This is a genomic window from Chryseobacterium sp. NRRL B-14798 (assembly GCF_050470705.1).
In the GTDB taxonomy this organism is placed as follows: domain Bacteria; phylum Bacteroidota; class Bacteroidia; order Flavobacteriales; family Weeksellaceae; genus Chryseobacterium; species Chryseobacterium cupriresistens.
The window spans coordinates 1,703,334-1,724,533 of record NZ_JBFLUL010000005.1; the positions used below are offsets into that span (position 1 = coordinate 1,703,334).

Below are 21,200 nucleotides of genomic sequence, written 5' to 3' on the forward strand. Positions count from 1 at the left end.
CAAACTTAAATATTGAAATTATGAAACTACTGAATATACTTACCCTTTCCACAGTTTTGGCAGCAGGAATTCTGAATGCTCAGAAAGCAGACATGATCATTACCAATGGAAAGATTACCACAATGGATGATAAGAATCCTGAAGTACAGGCTGTGGCCATCAAAGACCATAAAATCTTACAGGTAGGAACCAATGCCCAGATTTTAAAATTAAAAAACGGCAATACAAAAGTCATTGATGCTAAAGGAAACAGAGTGATTCCAGGCTTATTTGACAGCCATTTGCATGTAATCAGAGGAGGACGATTTTACAATACCGAACTTCGTTGGGATGGTGTGAAATCATTAAAAAGAGCATTGGAAATGCTGAAAGAACAGGCTCAGAGAACACCGAAGGGACAATGGGTAAGAGTCATCGGAGGCTGGAATGAATATCAGTTTGAAGAAAAAAGACTTCCCACACTGGCTGAAATTAATGAAGCTACGGGAAATGTGCCTACTTTCATCATGTATCTCTATGGAAAAGCCTGGCTGAACAAAGCCGGATTAAAAGAACTGAATATCAATGGAGATACCCCAAACCCTTCTCAAGGTTTAATTGAAAAAGACAATAACGGAGATCCCACAGGATTATTGGTGGCAGAACCGAATGCATTTATTCTTTATTCAACATTAGCGAAACTTCCGGAACTGAAAGAAGAAGAAAAAGTAAATTCTACCCTTCAATACATGACGGAACTGAACAGATTGGGAGTGACTGCAGTAATGGACGCAGGCGGAGGATTCCAGAATTTTCCGGATGACTACGGAACAACGGATCAGCTGAACAAACAAGGGAAAATTACCGTTCGTCTTCCTTACTATTTATTTGCCCAGAAAAAAGGATCTGAGCTTGCCGATTACACCAAATGGATTGGAATGGTAGAAATTGACGACCATGGTCATAATGATTTTAATGAAATCGATTATCATGTCAACGGTGGAGGGGAAAACCTGGTATCAGACGGAGCCGACTTTGAAAACTTTCTTTTCCCAAGACCGGAACTTCCGGCTACGATGGAGAAAAATATGAGAGAGGTGGTAAGTCTTCTGGTAAAAAACAAATGGCCTTTCAGAATTCATGCAACCTATAATGAAAGTATCACCAGATTTTTAAATGTCATTGAAGAAGTAAACAAAGAAACTCCTTTGAACGGATTAGTATGGTTTATCGACCACGCAGAAACCGTTACCGAAGATAATATGAAAAGAATCAAAGCGTTGGGCGGAGGAATTGCAGTACAGCACAGAATGGCGTATCAGGGAGAAAGCTTCATCCACAGATATGGTAAAAAGCCGGCTTTGACATCTCCTCCGGTGAAAAAAATGCTGGAAATGGGAATTCCGGTTGGATTAGGAACAGACGGAACAAGAGTCGCAAGTTATAACCCATGGGTAGCTTTATACTGGATCACCACAGGAAAAACAATAGGAGGAACTCAGGTGATGGGTAAAGAAAATACGCTGGACAGAAAAACTGCTTTATCACTTTCTACTTACGGAGGATACGAACTCATTAAAGACTATCAGAAAGGAAAAATACAGAAAGGATACTTTGCAGATCTTACCATTCTGGATAAAGATTATTTCACAGTCAATGATGAAGACATCAAAAACATCACCTCAAAATTGACGATCGTAGACGGAAAAGTCGTGTACGGAGATGAAACCTACAAAACAGCAGCTCCGGCACCACTTCCAGTCATCCCCGACTGGTCACCTGTAAAATATTACGGAGGCTATCAGACAAAATAATTTTTTAGCCACAAAAGTTTTTAATTATTCAAATCAATCAACGTTCCAACTGAAGGGGTGAAAATTCCCCTCCTTTGGAGGGGTGTCAAAAATTCAAAGAATTTTTGACGGGGTGGTCAACCCAGCATTAATACAATCACGACAATCAATTTAATTCATAGCTAAAATTTATTCCAATCATGAAAAAGTTAATCCATATCATCACCAATACCAATCCCGGAAGAAAATTAACAGATGCTGCCCTTCTAGCTTTCAGAATCTTCCTTTCTGTAGAATTAATCGTAGCACACGGATTAAAAAAAATAGGAGTAGGCGTTTCAGAAGCAGAGCAGGTACCCAACCCGCTGCATCTTCCTGAAGCTTTCAACAATCTTTTTGCTGATGCAGCCAATCTGGTATTTCCGGTATTTGTGATCTTTGGTTTTTTCACAAGAATTGCAGTATTACCAATCCTGGCAGTGACCCTTACAGGATATTTTATACTTCATTGGAATGATGCTTTACTGGTGAAAGATACTCCTTTTATGTACAGTTTATGTTATCTGTTTTTACTGTTTATGGGAGCTGGAAGATATTCGGTGGATCATTATTTAACAAAGAAATCATCATGAAAAAACTGATCGCCATTGTACTGTTGCTGCAGATTTTTATTCCCGTTCAAATTTCTGCTCAGTTTAAGCTGATGAGGTTTGATGAAGATTATGCTTCCTATAAAGACTCTGCAAAAACTTTTTACAACTCCATCAAATACATACCGATTGCAGAAAAAAGCAACAATTATCTTTCATTGGGAGGAGAAGCAAGACTGGAATTTGTAGACTTTAATAATGAAGATTGGGGAAGAATGGGAATTGGAAGCAATCCTTTTCTGATTCAAAGATACAGTGTACATGCAGATCTGCATCTGGGCTCAAGAGTAAGAATTTTCGGACAGGTGAGAAGTGCATGGGAAAATGGAAGAAAGAACGGTCCGAGACCTATTGACGAAGACCATTTGAATATTCAGAATCTTTTCATTGATGTTGATATTTTGAAAAATGATAAAGAAAAGTTGACCGTACGTGCCGGAAGACAGGAACTTGATTATGGAAGCGGAAGACTGATCTCAGTAAGAGAAGGTCCGAATTTAAGACTTTATTTTGATGGATTAAAATTCATGTACAAAAGAGGGAACTTCAGATCTGATGCCTTTATGATGGCTGCCAGTGAAATAAGCCCGGGAGCATTTGATAACAAATCTTCAAAATCAATCAACCTTTGGGGAAGTTACAACACATGGATTATTCCCAGAAGCGGAAATCTGGAGCTCTATTATCTGGGGATTCACAGAAAGGATGTACGTTTTGAAGACGGGCTTTCCGATGAAAACAGACATACTTTTGGCGGAAGATTCTGGAAATATGGAGGAGGTTTTATTTACAATTTTGAAGCAGCCTACCAGTTCGGGAACTTTAATAAAGGAAATATCAGCGCGTGGACGGCTTCTGCAGATATCGGATATATGTTTGAAAATGTAAAAGGAAAACCGACCATCAACCTTAGAAACGATTATATTTCAGGAGACAGCAATAAAGGAGACGGAACATTGGGAACATTCAATCCATTGTATCCGAAAGGAGGTTATTTTGGATTTAATCCTCAGATTGGTCCGGTGAATTTAATTGATATTCATCCCTATGCAACTATTGATTTAGGTAAAAAAATAACCGTACAGGCAGACGTAGTTTTCAACTGGAGATACTCTACTCAAGACGGAATTTACAGACCCAGCGGAACACTAAACCTGGCGTCTTCCAACTCAAAAAAGAGATACATCGGAACCGCATTTTTAGGAAGCTTTAATTATAAGATCAATCCATTTTTAACCTTTAATACAGGAATACAGTATTTCAATACCGGAGCTTTCATTAACGATGTAATCGACAACCACAAAGACGGACTCTTCATCAATTCCAGAATTGTATTTAAATTTTAAAAAAACACAGGGAATTTGAAAATTTGAAAATGAGATCATTTGAAAATAAATTAAACAATTATCCCACATCAATGCACCTTTCCATCACAGAAACTACCTTTGAAAAACAAATAAAAATAGCCGGAGCGAAGCGACTCGCGCCTTAACAACATAAACCTTAAAAAAACTTTGCGTCCTTGCGTTATTCCAACAAACAAAAATTAAAACCCGCAACAAAAATAACCCGCAACTCGCATCCCGAACCCCTCAACAAACAACAAAAAATAAATCAAATGAAAAATACACTAAAACACTCACTGGTAATTGCAGCTTTAGCATTATCTACCTTAAACTTTGCACAAACTACAACCACAGCTCCTGCAAAAACAACAGCCATCGGAACTTCCAAAACCTGGGGAACCGTAGACGGAATCTCCATGATAGGATTGGTACAGGGCCCATCGTCTGCTGACGCCCAGCTTCAGGTAGCCTGTGTTTTCGAATATACAGAAGGTGACATCTTCAGTGCTCAGGCATTGCCGGCAAAACTGAACGGATTGGTTCATCTTGATGAAGCTTTAAAAGGAGAACTGACCAACCTTAGAAAAACAGGACAGTTTCAGGGGCATTCTTTGGAAACGATTTTAATTACGCCACCTGCAGGATCGATGTCTGCAAAGAAATTATTATTGATCGGTTTAGGTGACCGTAATAAATTTACTCCTGATTTAATGACTTCCGTAGGCGAAGTGGCAGCCCGTGAAGCCATGAGATTAGGCGTTACCAATTTTGCATTCGCCAGCGATCTGAAAGATGCCGGAATAGATTCACCCACCGCTTTGGTAGCCGGAAATGTAGTAAGAGGAATTGTACATGCCAACCGTTCTGAAAATTACCTGAAAGAACACAAATTATCCACCACCAAAAAATTAGAAAAAGTATATCTTCTGGCTGGTCCTGCCTTCTTTGAAACCGCAGGCGGAGGAATTTCCGATGCCATTTCAGAAGTAAAAAAGAAATAATGAACTAGTTTCATTACATTGTTGATCCGGCCCCTTTTTATAAGGGGGCTTTTTGATATAAACTATTCTTTATAGATTTATCAAAGTCATCCTTCATTTCTAGTCGTTCATTAATATTTTTTAATTTAAAGTGTCTGATTTCCCCTTGTCTTAATAAACAATTAGCAATAATAAATTTTACATTAGCCTCATCTTCTGTGTCAAATGTTTCTAGTTTAGAATTTGTTATATACCTTTCCGTATGTCTTCCATTCCTATCTGTATATCTAATTTTATAGAACTTATTTTCATTCCATTGTAATTCATCTCTTTTTTTATATAGTGCTTTTGTCGAATCAGGATATTTTTCTTCAACCAATTCATCCAATTTACTTTCTAAAGATTTAACATCAAGACTTTCTAAATTATCTGTTAAAATCCTATTTGAAAATATGTCTTTATAAAGAATCTTTACAATATGATTTAATATAATAACTTCTTTAAAAATAATAATTTTCTTTATTTTTATATTATTATCAAGCTTGATTTCTTTTTCTTTCGATTCTAATGTGAAAACTGTTTTATTGCTAATACCTTTTTTAATTTCTTCTAAAATTTCATTTGGAAAATTAACTTTTTGAATAATTTTATAAGGGAATAATTCTTCCGAAAAAGTTTGCTTTATATGGTTAAACCATTTGCATTTTAATAGATATTTACTACAATCTTTTTGTAATGAACCGTCCTTTGAATCTCTTCTGTTTTTTAAATAATTAGAATTTTCTACAATGCCAATAACTGTCATCACAGGAGGCAAAAATTCTAAATATGAATCAGTTTTGTAATTTTCTTCTTCCTTATTTTTTGACCAGCTAATTTTCTTTTTACTTAATTCTCTATCAGCAGTTAATAAAATAACTAGTTTATTTTTAAAATCTTTTTTTAAAGATAAAATGTCTACCGTTGTTTGATGCTTTACTTCATTATTTTCTTTCTGCTCCTGTTCATTATCTTTTTCTTGTAATTTTATTATCTCATCAAATTTAAACCAAGATTTTTCAAACGATGAATTTCTAGAATTAAAATACGTACAAAGTAGTTGGCCTGGTAAAAGCTCTATTTCTTCGGAATCAGGATCAAATTTTTTTGAGTTTAAGATTTCTGTTACCACCATTATTGGAGGAGTTAATAAAGCATTTGCTCCAATTTTAGAATTATAAACTATGCTGTAGGGATGATTTTTTAGAGATACTAGATCACCAATGGAAAACTTCTCCATGCTTAAACAATATTTTCAAGGTTATTGTACAAATATAGCAATTAAATGATTATTTTTGAAGTGCTTGCAAAAGGAAGTTTAATTACAACTAGAAATAAGATAAAAGATCTTTTACTACAATTTATAGAAAAAGATATACTTATAATAATTTGGATTATAAGGTATGAGGATTTCATCAGAGTCAATCCCCCGAAAGGGATGACCAATAGAAGCAATTTACAAATAAATATTGAAACTGCCAAAAGGATAAACTTATTTATTAATGTTATCATCTTTGCTTTCATGTTGTATTAATTTAATTATGACCTCTAAGCAGACAGTTTGAACTATACTTACTAGAGTTTCTATTACTAATTACGGAAATATCAATGACTCAGTAATTGGGTACTTATCTGAGCGTAAGCTGTATGTAATTTATAAAACGTTATTGTCTTTTTGCAAGCTTTTTTTATAATGGAAAAACCAGATTGGATAAAAGAAAAAGGTTATTTGCACCTGTCACCTTCTCTTAAAATAGGGGAGGATTGGAAGAGGTATTATTATAACATTAGTAATAAAGAGTATGTAGAACGATATGCATTTTATCCGCTTATACATACCGTTTTAAAGGATAGAAAATATAAGAAGGGAGATCCTGAAAAACATAAGCATAAAGATAGTCGAAGACATTGTCATTTTCATAAAGAAACTAATGAGCCTGAAAGAACATATAAGCTTCGTCCTTTACATTATGCCAGCCACATGGATGCACTTGTATATGGATACTATAAACATCTCCTTAATGAGCTTTACGAAAATAAATTAAAGGAAAATTCTATATTAAATGCTTCTGTAAATGCTTATCGCAAAATTCCAATTTCTAAAGAAAATGAAAAAGGTAAAAGTACAATTCACTTTGCAAAAGAAGCATTTGATGAAATAAAAGAAAGAGGTGAGAGTCAAGATGTTTGCGTTATGACTTTTGATTTAAAAAGCTTTTTTTCAAGTTTAGATCATCAATTTTTAAAACAGAAATGGAAGTGGCTTTTAGGAGTTGATGAGTTACCAAAAGATCATTATAATGTTTTTAAAGCATGTACAAAATTTAGATATGTACTTCTCGATGATCTAAGAATACAAAAGAAAAATAAGAAAGGGCGGAGATTAGGTTTTGATGAGTCAAAGCTAGCCAGAATAAGGAAAGAAAAAGGTTTCAAATGTTTCTTTGAGAGTAATAAGGAGTTTAGGAAAACTATTAAAGAAGGAAAACTTAGAATTTATAGTAATCCATTTTTTTCCAAAGAAAAAATAAATATTGGAATTCCACAAGGACTTCCAATTAGTGCGCTTCTTGCCAATCTATATTTGTATGATTTTGACTTGAAAATAATCAATGATATTGTAATTGAAAGAGGAGCTTATTATAAGAGATATTCGGATGATATTGTAATAATCTGTAAACCTCATCAAGCGGAGTTTATTGAAAAATTCATTTACAACCTTGTAGAAGAAAGTAAAGTTCAAATAAGTAAAAATAAGACTGAAAAATTTATTTTCAGAAATATTAATTATTCTCCGAAACATAATCAAAAAAGATTGACTTGTTTTAAAGTAAATAAAACAACACAGGAAGAAAAAGAAACTCCATTATTATATCTAGGATTTGAATTTAGAGGATATAAGACAGTGATAAAATCGGCTAACCTATCTTCCTATTATAGGAAAATCATTTCAATAACAAAGAGAAGATGTAAAAGAGCACGGACTTTAGTGGATAAGAATCCAGAAGCAAAGAAGGCGATATATATTAATCAAATAAAAAAGTTATATAATAGACCTTTAAAGGTTAAAGATTCTGAGAGTACTGAACTTAAAATACTGGATAGAAAACGGTATTCCTTAGTTAAGAATGATAGAGGATTTTATGAATTTTCACACTATTCTTCTAATAGCAAAAAAGAATCTAATTATTATTCTTATGTAAAACGTTGCTGTTCAATATTTGAAGAGGATCATTTTATGAATCAAATTAGAAAAAGAAAGCATGTAGTATTTACTGCTATTAATAGACATCTACATAAAAAATGAAGTGAATATTAATATATCTCCATATAAACGATCTCTTATATTAAAGTTGATATGTATCCCAATTTGCAAAGTCAAAAAAAATCCCGATTTTTGCACTCCTCCAATAAACCCGAGTTCATGAAATTATGTATTGCCGAGAAACCCAGTGTTGCCAGAGATATCGCCAAAGTATTGGGCGCTACCACGCCTAAACAAGGCTATATGGAAGGAAACGGCTATTGCGTAACATGGACGTTCGGACACCTTTGTACTTTAAAAGAACCACACGACTACGGTCCACAGTTCAAATCCTGGAACCTTTTTTCACTGCCGATTATTCCCAGCAGTTTTGGAATCAAGCTGATCCCTAATAAAGGTGTTGAAAATCAGTTTAAAGTCATTGAAAAATTAGTTGAAGAATGTGATGAGGTCATTAACTGCGGGGATGCCGGGCAGGAGGGAGAACTCATCCAGCGTTGGGTATTGCAGAAAGCAAAATGCAACAAACCGATTCAGCGTTTATGGATTTCTTCACTAACGGAAGATGCTATTAAAGAAGGATTTGCCAGTTTAAAACCGGCAGAAGATTATAAAAACCTTTATCTGGCCGGAAATGCCAGAGCCATAGGAGATTGGTTGTTAGGGATTAATGCAACTAGGCTTTTTACGAAAAAATTTGGAGGAAATAAAGCAGTTCTTTCTATCGGAAGAGTGCAAACTCCCACATTAGCAATGCTGGTGCAGCGTCAGAAAGAAATTGATGCTTTTACCACAGAAGAATATTGGGAACTGAAAACCAAATACCGTGACGTTATTTTCAACGCAGCCATTGACCGTTTAAAAACATTGGAACGTGCAGAAAAAGGACTGGAATACCTTAAAGTCAATCCATTTGAGATCGTTTCTTTCGAAATTAAAGAAGGAAAAGAAAAAAATCCACGACTTTTCGATTTGACCGGACTTCAGGTGGAAGCCAATAAAAAATACGGTTATTCGGCGGAAAATACGTTGAATTATGTGCAAAGTCTTTACGAAAAGAAGCACGTAACTTATCCCCGTGTTGATACCACCTACTTATCAGACAGTTTATATCCGAAAATTGCAGGAATTCTTCAGAAAATGTATCCGTATCAGGATCTGATTGCTCCGTTGCTGGAAGCTCCGATTCCAAAATCAAAGGCGGTTTTCGACGATACAAAAGTAACCGATCACCATGCGATCATTCCTACGGAAATTCCGCCTTCTCAGAATCTGAGCAGGGAAGAAAAACTGATTTATGATCTGATTGCAAAACGTTTTATAGCAGTATTCTATCCGGAATGTAAAATTTCCAATACTTTGGTAGAAGGAAAAGTAGGAACCATTCCTTTCAAAACCAGCGGAAGACAGGTTCTTGAAGCAGGATGGAGAGCCGTTTACGCCAAAGAACCGAAAGAGGAAACCACCGATAAGGAAAAAGAAAAAGAGGAAGAACAAACCATCCCTGAATTTACTGTAGGAGAAACCGGACTCCACGATCCGATGATTCATCAGGGAAAAACGACTCCTCCAAAACCTTACACCGAAGCAACACTGCTGAGAGCGATGGAAACTGCCGGAAAACAGGTAGAAGATGAAGAATTGCGTGAAATGCTGAAAAACAACGGGATCGGAAGACCATCCACGCGTGCCAACATCATAGAAACCCTTTTCAAAAGAAAATACATCGAGAAGAAAAGAAAAAATCTGATCGCTACCCAAACCGGAATCCAGCTGATCGATACCATCGAAGACGAACTGTTAAAAAGCCCGGAACTGACCGGAGAATGGGAATCCAAACTTCGTAAAATTGAAAAAGGAGAGTATGAAGCCAATCTTTTCAAAGAAGAACTGATTCAGATGGTGACAGAACTCACTGAAAAAGTGGTGTACGGAAAAGGAAAAGTAATTACCCTCCAGGAAGAAGAAAAAGAAGAAGTCAAGGAGAAGAAAAAAAGAGAACCTGCGCAGAAAAAAGAACTTCAGTCCTGGGAAGAAACGAAATGCCCGAAATGTAAAGAACATAATCTGATCAAAGGAAAAACCGCCGTAGGCTGCTCCGATTTCAAAAACTGCGGTTTTAAAATTACGTTCGAAATCTTCGGCAAGAAACTATCCGATAAACAACTTTTAGATTTGGTATTAAAAGGAAAAACTTCAAAATTAAAAGGCTTCTCTACCCACCCGGAAGCAATCACAGAAGGTGTTTTGACTTTAAGTGATGATTTCCAGGTACAATTGAGCTAATCAATAGTATACTTAATCTAAATTATCAGCTACCATTTGGAAAGAATAAACTAACTGGAATTATCAGGTGGAGAATACGGGATTCGAACCCGTGATTTTTCAATACCTGATTAAGCGTATCGGTTATTTTATATCGGGATTCCTGCACTTTTCTAGATATCATTCAGCAATAACCATTTTATCGGAGATAAAATCTTAGCGCCTTAAAAATATTTAGTATGGAAAGAACTTGTGTCTTTGCGTTTTCCAACCCATCTAGATTCCTATGGAATGACTAGGTGTACGGATAAACTAAGCGTTGTATTTGTTATTCCACAGGAATCCAATCTTATTCTTTTCTGCACAATCACAAGCCTTATCCTAGATACCAATACTCCAACTGAATATGTAAAAATTCCCATCTTCCCGAGGGTGGCAAAAATTCAAAGAATTTTTGACGGACTGGTTTTACAGTTTCTCGAATAACCTGTCATCATGAAATGCCAACATTCTCCCTTTTCTGTTTGATAAACTGAAAAACAGATCCAACAATAAAAAGCAGAAGAATAACAAGAAGAGTCTGCCCGATGATGGGATCTTTGATATCTTTAGCCAAAGGATGTCCAATCGGAACCCGTGTGAATGTCTCGTTAACAGTGGGAACCAGCGACAGGAAAAAGCTGAATGACAACAGGAAATTCTCAAAATACCTGGCTTTCTTACTTTCTTTTTTATTGGCAAAAAGAAAATAGGCCACAGTGATCAAAACAATGATAAATAATGAGAACACATGTCCTGCATTAAAACCTCCGTTTTTGGAGATACCTAATGCTGTAAGTGAAGTGACGGCCGTCGTATAAAAATAGACTTTTCCTGACGGCTGAGCCAGATTGATTTTACCATATCTGATAAATCCTATCACTGCGCCAACAAGAGCTGTTACGCCAATAATAGTGTGAAAAATTCCTAAACCTGATAGATTCATATTGATTGTATTTTAAAATTGATACTTATAAGCTGCAGGTATATTACTGTTCCCTGTAACTGACGGTACAAATTTGCGATAGAAATACAGAAATGATTTTGGGATTTAGTTCAAGAATTTGGGATTTTGGTTCAAAAAAGAACTCCTTATCAAAACAGGAAATACATTTATAATCTTTAAAAAGGTACGATTATCATCCTTTCCGTTCCTGGCGGTAATTGGAGGGCGTTATATGAAATTTATCGCTGAAGTTTTTGGTAAAAGTGGTCAGATCGTTGAATCCGCATTCGAACGCGATATCGGTAATGCGTTCATCGGATATTAAAAGTAATTCGGCGGCTTTTTCCAGTTTTTTGTTTCTTATATAATTGGCGGGGGTATCGTTGTAAAGTTTTGCAAATTCTCTTTTGAAAGATGATACACTTAAATTGCTTTGCTCAGCAAGCTGTTCGATTGTTAGCTGTGAAAATAAATTCGCTTCAATGATTTGCTTAAAAGAATAAGTGGTGGGAGAGAAAAGCTGTGACAGGATCAGCTGAACGGCCTTAGCATTCTGTGACTGAGCCAACAGCAAAATGATTTCCTTGAGTTTTAGAACCAATATATCTTCATTAACGAGGGAAGGGTTTTCAAAATAAAAAAGCAGCCCTTCTACGTACTTCTGAATCAGAAAGTCATTGTTTATTTTCTCATTGGATTTATTCGAAACGATATCGGAAGGTTTTTGCAGTAATAAAGGCAATTCTCTGTCATAGATTTTTTTCAGGATGTCAGGATAGAACGTAACGATCACAATCTCACAATGATCTTCTGACGCTGAGTTATGAATATGTTTTCCGGAGCTCATACAGTTCAGAAAAAGAGAATAATTTGCAGAAACATCAAACTCCTGTTCCTCTGTTTTGTACTGAAACTCACCTTTAAGCACATACAGAAAACAAGCTTGCTCCGAAACCGGAAAATCATACCTGAAGGACCCTGATATATCAATTTTCTGTATCAGGGTTTTCCCAAATAATTCGTGTTTTTTGTAATCATTCAGCATAATGGAGTACGTGAGTTTTTGAATTCAATAATAGGAAAGTTAAATAAATTTTTTTGTAAATGTAAAGCAATACTATATTTTATCGGAGATAAAATCTTAACGCCTCAAAAACAGATAGTTTGGCGACAATTGGCGACTTTGCGTTTTCCAACCCGTCTATCCAGAGATTCTTACGAAATGACATTATGTACGAATAAACTAAACGTCGTAAATTTCATTCCGAAGAAATCCGGCCTTACACTTTTTTTGACAGGTGGTTTTACCGGAATAACTTCTCATACCAGCCATCCACATCGCTTTTAATCTCCTCATGATGCTTACATAAAATCATAGCCAGCTCCAGTTCAGACCTGTCAGATTGATAAGGATTCAAAGTAAGAAACCCGAAGAAATTTCCATCCTGATCAACAATTGCAGGAGGATAAGAAGCATAAGCATTCCATGGTGAATAGGGGCCATAGGTACTTCCGTAGTTTCCATACGTATTCCAGATAGATTTTGAGCTGAAAACATTTCCGTAATCACCAAACTTATTCCATATCGAATTTTTATCAAAATTGTCACAGTTTAAACATCCCAGATATTCTTTTTGATCTGCACCGCCATACAAATGCAGGGTTTGCGCATAAAAGACACAGCATAAGAGAAGACTTACAACAATGAACACTTTTTTACAGTACATAGGATGATTACTTTATTCAATAATGACAACTGCCAGAAATAAAAAGACCGGTACTAACCTCCATTTTCTTGCTTCCATCTTCCAGCTTTATCTATCAATCTACCTTAAACTTCTTCGGAGACTTTCCGGTGATCTGGGTAAATTTTCTGTAAAAATACTCCAATGTATTAAAACCTGATTCAAAACAGATATTTTTAATCCCGATTTCAGGATTGCTGATCAGCAATTGCTTGGCGTGTTCTATTCTCAACTGAATAATATATTCTACCGGAGTACAATTGTAGGAATGCTTAAACTTTTTAAACAGATTGGCTTCGCTCATTCCTGCAAGCGCAGCAAGTCTCCTGATGGTAATTGGTTCTCTGTAATTGTTTTTGATGAAATGAACCACTTCCTGAAGTCCGTTCTGTATATTTTCTGCCTTTCCAGAATGGAGGAGGATATGCTTTGCATTGGTTTTCATCAGCTCATAAATCAGTTCTTTAAGACTTAAGCTTAAAAGAAAATCCGAGGTATTATGAAGATTTCCGTCAATTCTTCTGTTATAAAGATTGGTAAGGCTTCTCCATAAAGACTCATCCGAACTGATGAACTTTTTCACAGTGTTTTCTTTCATCATAATTCCTGTTCTGTCCCAGTCCGGATGCCAGTTTTCAATCACTTCGGAGAATACACTGTCAATATACTCCTGCTCAATATTCAATACCAGACATTTCGTAGGTTCTTTAAAAACGGGATGGATATCGATACTCAGTTCCTTGTTACAGGGCGGAATAAATACACTTCTCTCCTTGAATTCAAAAGTCTCATCATCACTGCGAATAATCTTATTGCCACTCAGCATAAGCGTGATAACAGGCTCTTTAAAAAAGAAAGGAAAATCATGACAAACTACATTTGTTTCAAATACATTCAATTCACCAAAAGGAATGCTGAAAACAGTTTTTTCTTCGATCTTTTCCATGATAGGGAGAGTTTAGGTTAAAAAAAATAGAGAATAAGTAAATAATTTATATCATGTTATTACCATTTTCGGATTACGTAAAATACAAAATAATTTAAAACAATGGAAAATACATCAGCAGCCAAACAAACCCATATCCCAGATACTCAGTTTTTATCCGTAAATCCTTCTACCTTAGAGGTTATAGGTGAAGTAACCAATACTTCTCGTGAGGAGATTGATGCTAAAATTGAGAAAGCAAAAAAAGCCCGGAAACTATGGGCCGCAAGACCGGATGCAGAAAGAAAAGAGATTTTATTAAAAGTAGCGGAAGCGTTGCAGCAAAATTCAAAACACCTTGCAGAATGGATCACCCGCGAGCAGGGAAAACCGTTGAATGGTCCTGGAGCTAATTTCGAAATGCAGGCTTGTGTAGGCTGGACACAGGTTCCCGCATCACTGGATTTACCCGAAGAAATTGTTTTCGAAGACGACACACGAAAAGATGTTGTATACAGAAACCCGATTGGAGTAGTAGCAGCCATTGCTCCCTGGAACTGGCCTTTGATGATTGCTATCTGGCAGATTATTCCTTCATTGAGAATGGGAAATGCTGTCATCATCAAACCTTCGGAATATACCACTTACTGCAGTCTGGAAATGATAAAAGTGATCAACAGTGTCCTTCCTGAGGATATTTTGCAGGTAGTTACCGGCAGAGGAGAAGTAGGTGGTTACCTTACCTCACATCCGGAAATTGGGAAAATTATGTTCACAGGCTCTATCGCAACGGGGAAGAAAGTCATTGAAGCTTCTGCTAAAAATATGGCCCGGTTAACCCTCGAATGTGGAGGAAATGATGCAGGAATTATTTTACCCGGACTTGATGTTTCCAAGTATATTGATGGGATTTTCTGGGGTGCTTTCCTGAATATGGGGCAAACCTGTGCCTGCTTAAAAAGACTATACGTTCATGAAAACGATTACGAAAAAGTCGTTAAAGCATTGGCAGACTATTCTTCCAATATTCCAATGGGGAACGGAGCGGATGAAGCCAGCGTTTTAGGGCCTATCCAGAATAAAATGCAGTACGATAAAATTCAGGATCTGATTCATGATTCCGAAAACATCGGGGCAGACTTCATATTCACAGGGCAAAAACCTGATCTGGAAGGCTATTTTATTCCCGTAACTCTGGTGGGAAATGTAGATAACGGAGACAGAATTGTAGACGAAGAACAGTTTGGTCCTGTGTTACCAATTATTAAGTATAAAACGTTGGAAGAAGCCATCAGTAAAGCCAATGATTCAGAAAACGGACTGGGAGCTTCCGTTTGGAGTGATGATCCTGACGAAGCTCAGAAAGTCGCTGTACAACTGGAAGCAGGAACTGTCTGGATCAATCAACATGGTGCTATTCACCCGTTTGTTCCCTTCGGAGGCGTAAAACAATCTGGTTATGGAGTAGAATTCGGAATAGAAGGATTAAAAGCAGTTACCGTTCCTAAAGTCATCAGCATTAAAAAATAAAGTTAGAACTCATGAAATACGATTTTATAATTGTCGGATCCGGTTCGGCAGGCGCTGTAATCGCTAATAGATTAAGTGAAAACGAAAATATAAATGTCCTTTTACTGGAGGCAGGTCCCGATGATAAAGTGGCTGAAGTGGAAGAACAGGCCGGCTGGCCCGCTATCTGGAATACGGAGAGAGACTGGGCGTATCATACCGTTGAGCAGGAGTATGCAGGAGGGAATACAAGATACTGGCCTCGTGGTAAAACTTTGGGTGGTTCAAGTTCCATCAATGGAATGATCTACATCAGAGGGCATCAGCAGGATTATGATAGTTGGGCTTATAAAGGATGTGTGGGCTGGGACTGGAAAAGTGTTCTGCCTTATTTTAAGAAATCAGAAACCCATGAAGAAGGTGAAGATGACATTCATGGAGGGGAAGGACCGCTTTTTGTAAGTCGTATCAAGCGCCCGAATGCCATTTCAGTTAGTGCTGTTGAAGCATGTAAGGAACTTGGTTATCCTTTAACGGATGATTTTAATAAAGAAATCTGGGGTGCAGGTCTTAACCACCTCAGTGTAGGAAAAGACGGTAAAAGATGTTCTACCGCGAAAGCATTCTTGGATCCTGTGAAATCGAGGCCCAATCTGTATATTCATACCAATGCACTGGCTCAGAAATTAATTTTTGAAGAAAATGAATGTGTTGGAGTTCAGTATTTGAAAGACGGTGAATTAGTAGAAGTGGAAGCAGAAAAAGAAGTCATTGTATCCTGTGGAACCATAGAATCTGCCAAACTTCTGATGCTTTCCGGAATTGGTGATCAACAGGAATTGGAATCAGTAGGAATTCCGGTAGTAAAAGATTTGAAAGGAGTTGGAAAAAACCTTCAGGATCATCTTTTGGCAAGTGTTATTTTTAAAGCTAAAAAAGATATTCCTGCTCCGGAAGCCAATCTGCTGGAAGCCCAGTTATTCTGGAAAAGCAAAGAAGAAATGGCTTTCCCTGATCTGCAGCCTTTGTTTATGGGACTTCCTTATTACAGTCCGGGATTCACAGGGCCGCAAAACGCATTTACATTTTGCGCCGGATTTATCAGACCTGCCAGTAAAGGGTATATCAAACTGACGTCTTCCGATCCTTTCGCTTCTCCGGAAATTAACCCGATGTATCTTTCTGAAGAATCCGATCTGGAAGCCCTTTATCAATGCGTTGAAATATGCCGTGAAATGGGAAAAACAAAAGAGGAAGTGATAGATCATATCAAAAAATCATGTTCCACCTATCATCATATGACCGGAACCTGTAAAATGGGAGTCGACAGCCTTTCTGTAGTAGATCCGAGACTGAAAGTATACGGAATAAAAGGATTAAGGGTAGCTGACGCATCCATCATGCCGGATGTGGTTTCCGGAAATACCAACGCACCTACCATTATGATTGGTGAAAAAGCAGCCGATATGATCAGAGAAGATCATCATATGAAAGCGTCAGGTTCATCCGAAAAGTTATCGTTTGTTGTGTAAGAAGGGTATAAAACCTTGAAAAGAAGCCGTTTCATGTTTATGGAGCGGCTTTTTAATGAAAAATTGAAAGATCATTGAGATCAAAAACTTTATAGCGCTTACCTTTGTTTAAAATAAAATTCATGACACCAGAAAAAAAGAAACTCATTACAGACAGCTTCAGCCGCTCGGAAACCTTGAAATTCTATAAAGCAGAACTGCTGGTAGTAGAAACTGATTTTATATCGATGAAGATCCCTAAGATGGAAATGATGACCCGAAAAGCAGGAATGTTCAATGGCGCAATGATCGCCTCTCTGGTGGATGTTTCATCAGGATATGCCGCTGTGAGCCACTATCCGGAAGATTGTTATGTAGTGACCGTTGAATTGAAAGTGAACTACCTTCGTCCGGCAATGGGTGATGCTTTGATTTCAAAATCCTATGTCATTAAAGGGGGTGGAAAAATTGTTGTGGTGAGAACGGAAATCTATGTCCAGACCGAAGGTTCTGCTTCTGAAAGTCATGTGGCGACCTCATTAGTTACCATGATGAAAATAAAATAAGAATTTAAAGGGAATAAAAGCTGGAATATTCCTTCAATAAAGGGTTTCAAAGCATTTTTTTTCCGGAATGGAATGGCTTTTGCTCAACAAACCCCATAAACATTAAAAAATATCACAATGAACTTAATTATCCGACTTTTTATTACAGCAATTGTTGCTTATCTTTTAACTAAAATTTTACCGGGAGTGCAGTTTGAAGGATTTTCTTCAGCCATCATCTTTGCGATTGTACTTGGGGTTCTTAACATATTTGTAAAGCCAATTTTAAGTCTGTTTGGCCTTCCGCTGACTATTCTTACCTTAGGATTCTTTGCGCTGGTAATTAATGCCGCAATAGTCCTGATTGCAGACTATTTCATAGACAGTATGGTTGTAGATGGGTTCTGGTGGGCATTTATCTTCAGTATATTATTATCAATCGTAACTTCTCTGGCGAATTCAATGTTCTCAGATGGAGATTAATTAAAATCATAAAGATCAAAATAGAAATCCGCTCAACGAGCGGATTTCTTTATTTTTTAATGAACTTCAGTAACACGAGGTCTCCTTTCGAATCTTTAAGCTTTAAAAAGTAATTTCCTGAGATAAGCTGACTAATTAAAATTTCTTTCATAAATTGATCTTTTAAAATCACCCTTCCATTCACATCTGTAATCTCATATTCGTTGAAGTTCCGGTCAGTATTTACTTTTAAAATATCTGAAACAGGGTTCGGATAAACTTTGATTAAAACGCTTTTATTTTTAGAGACTGATTCATTAGATATTAAAAATAAACATGAAGGCGGAGTGGTTATTACTCCATCTGTAAAATCATAATACAAAGTACTTCCCATCGGAATCAGATTGGTACTGATGGTAGCAGGAATATTCTCAAATAGAGTACAGTTATTAAAACGGACATTGGCACTTTCAAAATCTCTCGTAGTCTTATACCATGATTCACATCCGGCAGGTTGCATTACAACTCCGGGCCAGAATGTATCGATTGCAAATCCGTCTATAGAATTGGGACTGACCATATCAACCATTACACAGCTTCCTGATGCCCATGTGGAAGGTGCTTTAAAATAAATAGCAGCAGTAGGAATACTTCCTGTATAATACTTTTTACTGATTACAGGAGAAGAACTTCCTTGTCCGTTAACAAGAAATGCCTTGATCTCTTTATTCTGATCAATAGAAATCTGAACATTATTTACGGCAGAGGAAGAACTAATCGTCGGAGTGCTTCCGTCAGTGGTGTAATAAATAGTCCCGTTTCCATTAATTGTGACCTGATAAGGATTATAATAATGATTGGGAAAAGGACTCATCGTAAGCTGTGAAAAAAAAAATGAGGACACACAAAGTGAAGAAAAAAGTATAAATTTTTTCATATTAAATGGGTATTAGTTTAGTTTTTTGTAAAACTAATAAAATTTTTGCCATACATAAATCAATTATTTTTCAACTTTAAAAACTTAATGTTAATTCTTTCGTCCGTTTTTATTTTAAATATTAACTTTGGCAATCTTTGAATTTAATAAAAGGATGTAGGAAATCAACTGATTTTGTACATCCGTTAAAAATGAATATCAACATATGAAACTTAAGTACAGCCTGCTGGCTTTGGCAGCTCCGCTTTTAATGAATGCACAACAAGTAATGACGCCTGAAATTCTTTGGACTTTGAAAAAAGTTGGGGTACAGGCAGTTTCACCAGATCAGGGTTCTCTTATCTATAAAGTAGGGCAGGTAGACCTGAAAACAGAGAAAACGAAAAATGAAAACTATTTTCTGAATGTTCTTAATAACCAGTCTTCCAAAATCGATTTCGGGAAAAAAGCCCTTATTCAGTGGGATAAAAACGGAATCTATGCTCAGGAAGGAGATAAAATCTATCTTTCTAAAGATGCCGGAAAAACCTGGACAGAATTTTATACCATTGGTGAAGCAGATAATATCGTAATTTCTCCTGACGGAAAGAAAATTGCTTTCAGCAAGCAGGTATTGGTAGAAAAAGTAATGGGGAAAGATAAATTCAGCGATACTCCTAAAACAACGGCTCAGGTATACACAGACCTGAATCACAGACACTGGGATTATTTCAATGAAGGAAAATATAACCATGTATTTGTAGTGAATACAGCCGATAAAGTAGAAGGAGCGAAAGATCTTCTGGAAGGAAAAACCTGGGATTCTCCGCAAAGACCTTTCGGTGGTGCTGAAGATTTTATCTGGAGCCCGGATTCTGCACAGCTTTTATATGTTACAAAACCTAAAAGTGGTAAAGAATATGCTACAAGTACCAATACCGATATCTTTGCTTATGATCTGGCATCAGGTACTACCAAAAACCTTACAGAATCCAACAAAGGATATGATGTAAACCCAAAATTCAGCCCGGACGGAAAATCTCTGATCTGGCAGAGTATGGCCAGAGATGGATATGAAGCAGATAAAAATGATGTGAAAATCCTGGATTGGAAGTCAGGGAAGACCACTAACCTTACCTCAGGCTGGGATGAAAGTGTTTCAGGAGACGTTCTTTGGGGAGCAGATTCAAAAACGATCTACTTCACAGCGGCATTCAGAGGTACAAAACAGCTTTTCTCGCTGGATTCAAAATCAGCAAAAGTACAGCAAATCACTAAAGGAGATTTTGACGTAAACGAAATCTTTACAGACAATAAAACTTCACTTTTAGTAGGAAGAACAGACGTAAACCATGCTACAGAATTATTCTCTGTAAACGTTAAGAATGGAGAAATGAAGCAGGTAACTGAAGCGAACAAGGAAACTTATGCTAAGCTGGCTCAGGGGAAATCTGAACTTAAAATGGTGAAAACTTCAGATGGTAAAGAAATGGGAGTTTGGTTCCACTATCCACCGAACTTTGACCCGAACAAAAAATATCCGACTCTGGTATATTGCCAGGGAGGCCCACAGTCTGCACTTACTCAGTATTTCAGTGTAAGATGGAACTTTGCTTTAATGACAGCTAATGATTATATCGTGGTAGCTCCGAATAGAAGAGGTATGCCGGGCTGGGGAACAAAATGGAATGAAGAAATTTCAAAAGACTGGGGCGGACAGCCAATGAGAGATTATCTGGCAGCCACAGATTTTGCGAAAACTTTACCATATGTGGACGGTGACAGGGTAGCAGCTGTAGGAGCTAGTTACGGAGGATACAGTGTATTTATGCTGGCCGGAATCCATGAGAACAGATTCAAAACATTTATAGCTCATGATGGTTTATTTGATATGAAATCATGGTATCTGACTACCGAAGAACTATGGTTTGCCAACTGGGATCTTGGTTCTCCATGGGAAAAACCACTTCCAAAAGCGTACACAGAATTCAATCCAAGCAATTTTGTAGAAAAATGGAACAAACCTATTATGATTGTTCAGGGAGGAATCGATTTCCGTGTTCCCTACGAGCAGGGTCAGGAAGCTTTCCAGGCTGCAAAATTAAGAGGATTAAAATCTAAACTGGTGTACTTCCCGAACGAAAACCACTGGGTACTTCATCCACAAAACGGATTGGTATGGCAGAGAGAATTCTTTGACTGGCTGAAGGAAACTTTGTAGACAAACAATATAAAATATCAATAGAAACGGGCTTTAGCCCGTTTTTTTTAATTAAAAAACAATG

General features: G+C 36.8%; 18 protein-coding genes. 12 read left to right on the top strand and 6 right to left on the bottom strand.

Annotated features, from left to right (window positions below):
* The first annotated feature begins 20 nt into the window (after positions 1–20).
* The 4 genes from AB1278_RS08025 (at position 21) to AB1278_RS08040 (ending at position 4,769) form a co-directional block, all read left to right on the top strand.
* Complete coding sequence (locus tag AB1278_RS08025) at positions 21–1,793, top strand: amidohydrolase (protein WP_429813573.1); 1,773 nt, start codon at positions 21–23, stop codon at positions 1,791–1,793.
* A 179-nt stretch (positions 1,794–1,972) separates the two neighbouring features.
* Positions 1,973–2,404, top strand: a complete 432-nt coding sequence (locus tag AB1278_RS08030) for a DoxX family protein (RefSeq protein WP_216444228.1) — start codon at positions 1,973–1,975, stop codon at positions 2,402–2,404.
* Positions 2,401–3,768 carry an alginate export family protein gene (locus AB1278_RS08035; protein ID WP_429813576.1) on the top strand — a complete coding sequence of 456 codons (1,368 nt, stop codon included), beginning with the start codon at positions 2,401–2,403 and terminating at the stop codon, positions 3,766–3,768. Before AB1278_RS08030 ends, AB1278_RS08035 begins: the two co-directional genes overlap by 4 nt.
* A 272-nt stretch (positions 3,769–4,040) precedes the next feature.
* On the top strand, positions 4,041–4,769 hold the full coding sequence (locus AB1278_RS08040; protein ID WP_343639191.1) for a M17 family peptidase N-terminal domain-containing protein: 729 nt from the start codon (positions 4,041–4,043) through the stop codon (positions 4,767–4,769).
* Positions 4,770–4,806: 37 nt separating this feature from the next.
* Here the strand turns inward: AB1278_RS08040 and AB1278_RS08045 are convergent, their stop codons facing one another.
* The gene (locus tag AB1278_RS08045) at positions 4,807–6,027 is read right to left on the bottom strand and encodes a hypothetical protein (protein ID WP_429813579.1); all 1,221 of its coding nucleotides are present in this window, start codon (positions 6,025–6,027) and stop codon (positions 4,807–4,809) included.
* Between the two features lie 453 nt (positions 6,028–6,480).
* Here AB1278_RS08045 and AB1278_RS08050 point away from each other — a divergent pair, with 453 nt between their 5' ends.
* From AB1278_RS08050 to AB1278_RS08060, 3 genes are all read left to right on the top strand, one after another.
* The gene (locus AB1278_RS08050; RefSeq protein ID WP_429813582.1) at positions 6,481–8,094 is read left to right on the top strand and encodes a reverse transcriptase domain-containing protein; all 1,614 of its coding nucleotides are present in this window, start codon (positions 6,481–6,483) and stop codon (positions 8,092–8,094) included.
* Positions 8,095–8,211: 117 nt separating this feature from the next.
* The gene (locus tag AB1278_RS08055) at positions 8,212–10,338 is read left to right on the top strand and encodes a DNA topoisomerase 3 (RefSeq protein ID WP_429813585.1); all 2,127 of its coding nucleotides are present in this window, start codon (positions 8,212–8,214) and stop codon (positions 10,336–10,338) included.
* 270 nt (positions 10,339–10,608) lie between these two features.
* Entirely contained in the window at positions 10,609–10,803 is a 195-nt protein-coding gene (locus tag AB1278_RS08060; RefSeq protein ID WP_343639187.1) for a hypothetical protein, read from the top strand.
* 7 nt (positions 10,804–10,810) lie between these two features.
* Here AB1278_RS08060 and AB1278_RS08065 read toward each other — a convergent pair whose 3' ends face one another.
* The 4 genes from AB1278_RS08065 to AB1278_RS08080 all read right to left on the bottom strand — a co-directional run bounded on the left by AB1278_RS08065 (position 10,811) and on the right by AB1278_RS08080 (position 13,993).
* Complete coding sequence (locus AB1278_RS08065) at positions 10,811–11,302, bottom strand: hypothetical protein (RefSeq protein WP_429813588.1); 492 nt, start codon at positions 11,300–11,302, stop codon at positions 10,811–10,813.
* 193 nt (positions 11,303–11,495) lie between these two features.
* Positions 11,496–12,347: a helix-turn-helix transcriptional regulator gene (locus AB1278_RS08070; protein ID WP_411414036.1), complete on the bottom strand. Its 852-nt coding sequence runs from the start codon at positions 12,345–12,347 to the stop codon at positions 11,496–11,498.
* A 259-nt stretch (positions 12,348–12,606) separates the two neighbouring features.
* Positions 12,607–13,029, bottom strand: coding sequence for a hypothetical protein (locus tag AB1278_RS08075; protein ID WP_429813591.1), 423 nt, complete (start codon positions 13,027–13,029; stop codon positions 12,607–12,609).
* A gap of 94 nt (positions 13,030–13,123) precedes the next feature.
* Positions 13,124–13,993, bottom strand: coding sequence for a helix-turn-helix domain-containing protein (locus AB1278_RS08080; RefSeq protein ID WP_429813594.1), 870 nt, complete (start codon positions 13,991–13,993; stop codon positions 13,124–13,126).
* Positions 13,994–14,095: 102 nt separating this feature from the next.
* Between AB1278_RS08080 and AB1278_RS08085 the strand changes: the two genes are divergently transcribed.
* The 4 genes from AB1278_RS08085 to AB1278_RS08100 all read left to right on the top strand — a co-directional run bounded on the left by AB1278_RS08085 (position 14,096) and on the right by AB1278_RS08100 (position 18,020).
* On the top strand, positions 14,096–15,502 hold the full coding sequence (locus AB1278_RS08085; protein WP_429813597.1) for an aldehyde dehydrogenase family protein: 1,407 nt from the start codon (positions 14,096–14,098) through the stop codon (positions 15,500–15,502).
* A gap of 11 nt (positions 15,503–15,513) precedes the next feature.
* Positions 15,514–17,013: a GMC family oxidoreductase gene (locus AB1278_RS08090; RefSeq protein WP_429813600.1), complete on the top strand. Its 1,500-nt coding sequence runs from the start codon at positions 15,514–15,516 to the stop codon at positions 17,011–17,013.
* A gap of 122 nt (positions 17,014–17,135) precedes the next feature.
* Positions 17,136–17,558: a PaaI family thioesterase gene (locus tag AB1278_RS08095; RefSeq protein ID WP_202839222.1), complete on the top strand. Its 423-nt coding sequence runs from the start codon at positions 17,136–17,138 to the stop codon at positions 17,556–17,558.
* Between the two features lie 117 nt (positions 17,559–17,675).
* Positions 17,676–18,020 (top strand): phage holin family protein, encoded by a 345-nt coding sequence (locus tag AB1278_RS08100; protein ID WP_114821738.1) that lies wholly within the window; start codon positions 17,676–17,678, stop codon positions 18,018–18,020.
* Positions 18,021–18,069: 49 nt separating this feature from the next.
* Here AB1278_RS08100 and AB1278_RS08105 read toward each other — a convergent pair whose 3' ends face one another.
* The gene (locus AB1278_RS08105) at positions 18,070–18,936 is read right to left on the bottom strand and encodes a chitobiase/beta-hexosaminidase C-terminal domain-containing protein (protein ID WP_120231785.1); all 867 of its coding nucleotides are present in this window, start codon (positions 18,934–18,936) and stop codon (positions 18,070–18,072) included.
* A 205-nt stretch (positions 18,937–19,141) separates the two neighbouring features.
* On the opposite strand from AB1278_RS08105, the gene AB1278_RS08110 reads away from it, so the two are divergent.
* Complete coding sequence (locus AB1278_RS08110) at positions 19,142–21,136, top strand: S9 family peptidase (protein ID WP_120231784.1); 1,995 nt, start codon at positions 19,142–19,144, stop codon at positions 21,134–21,136.
* Positions 21,137–21,200 lie beyond the last annotated feature (64 nt).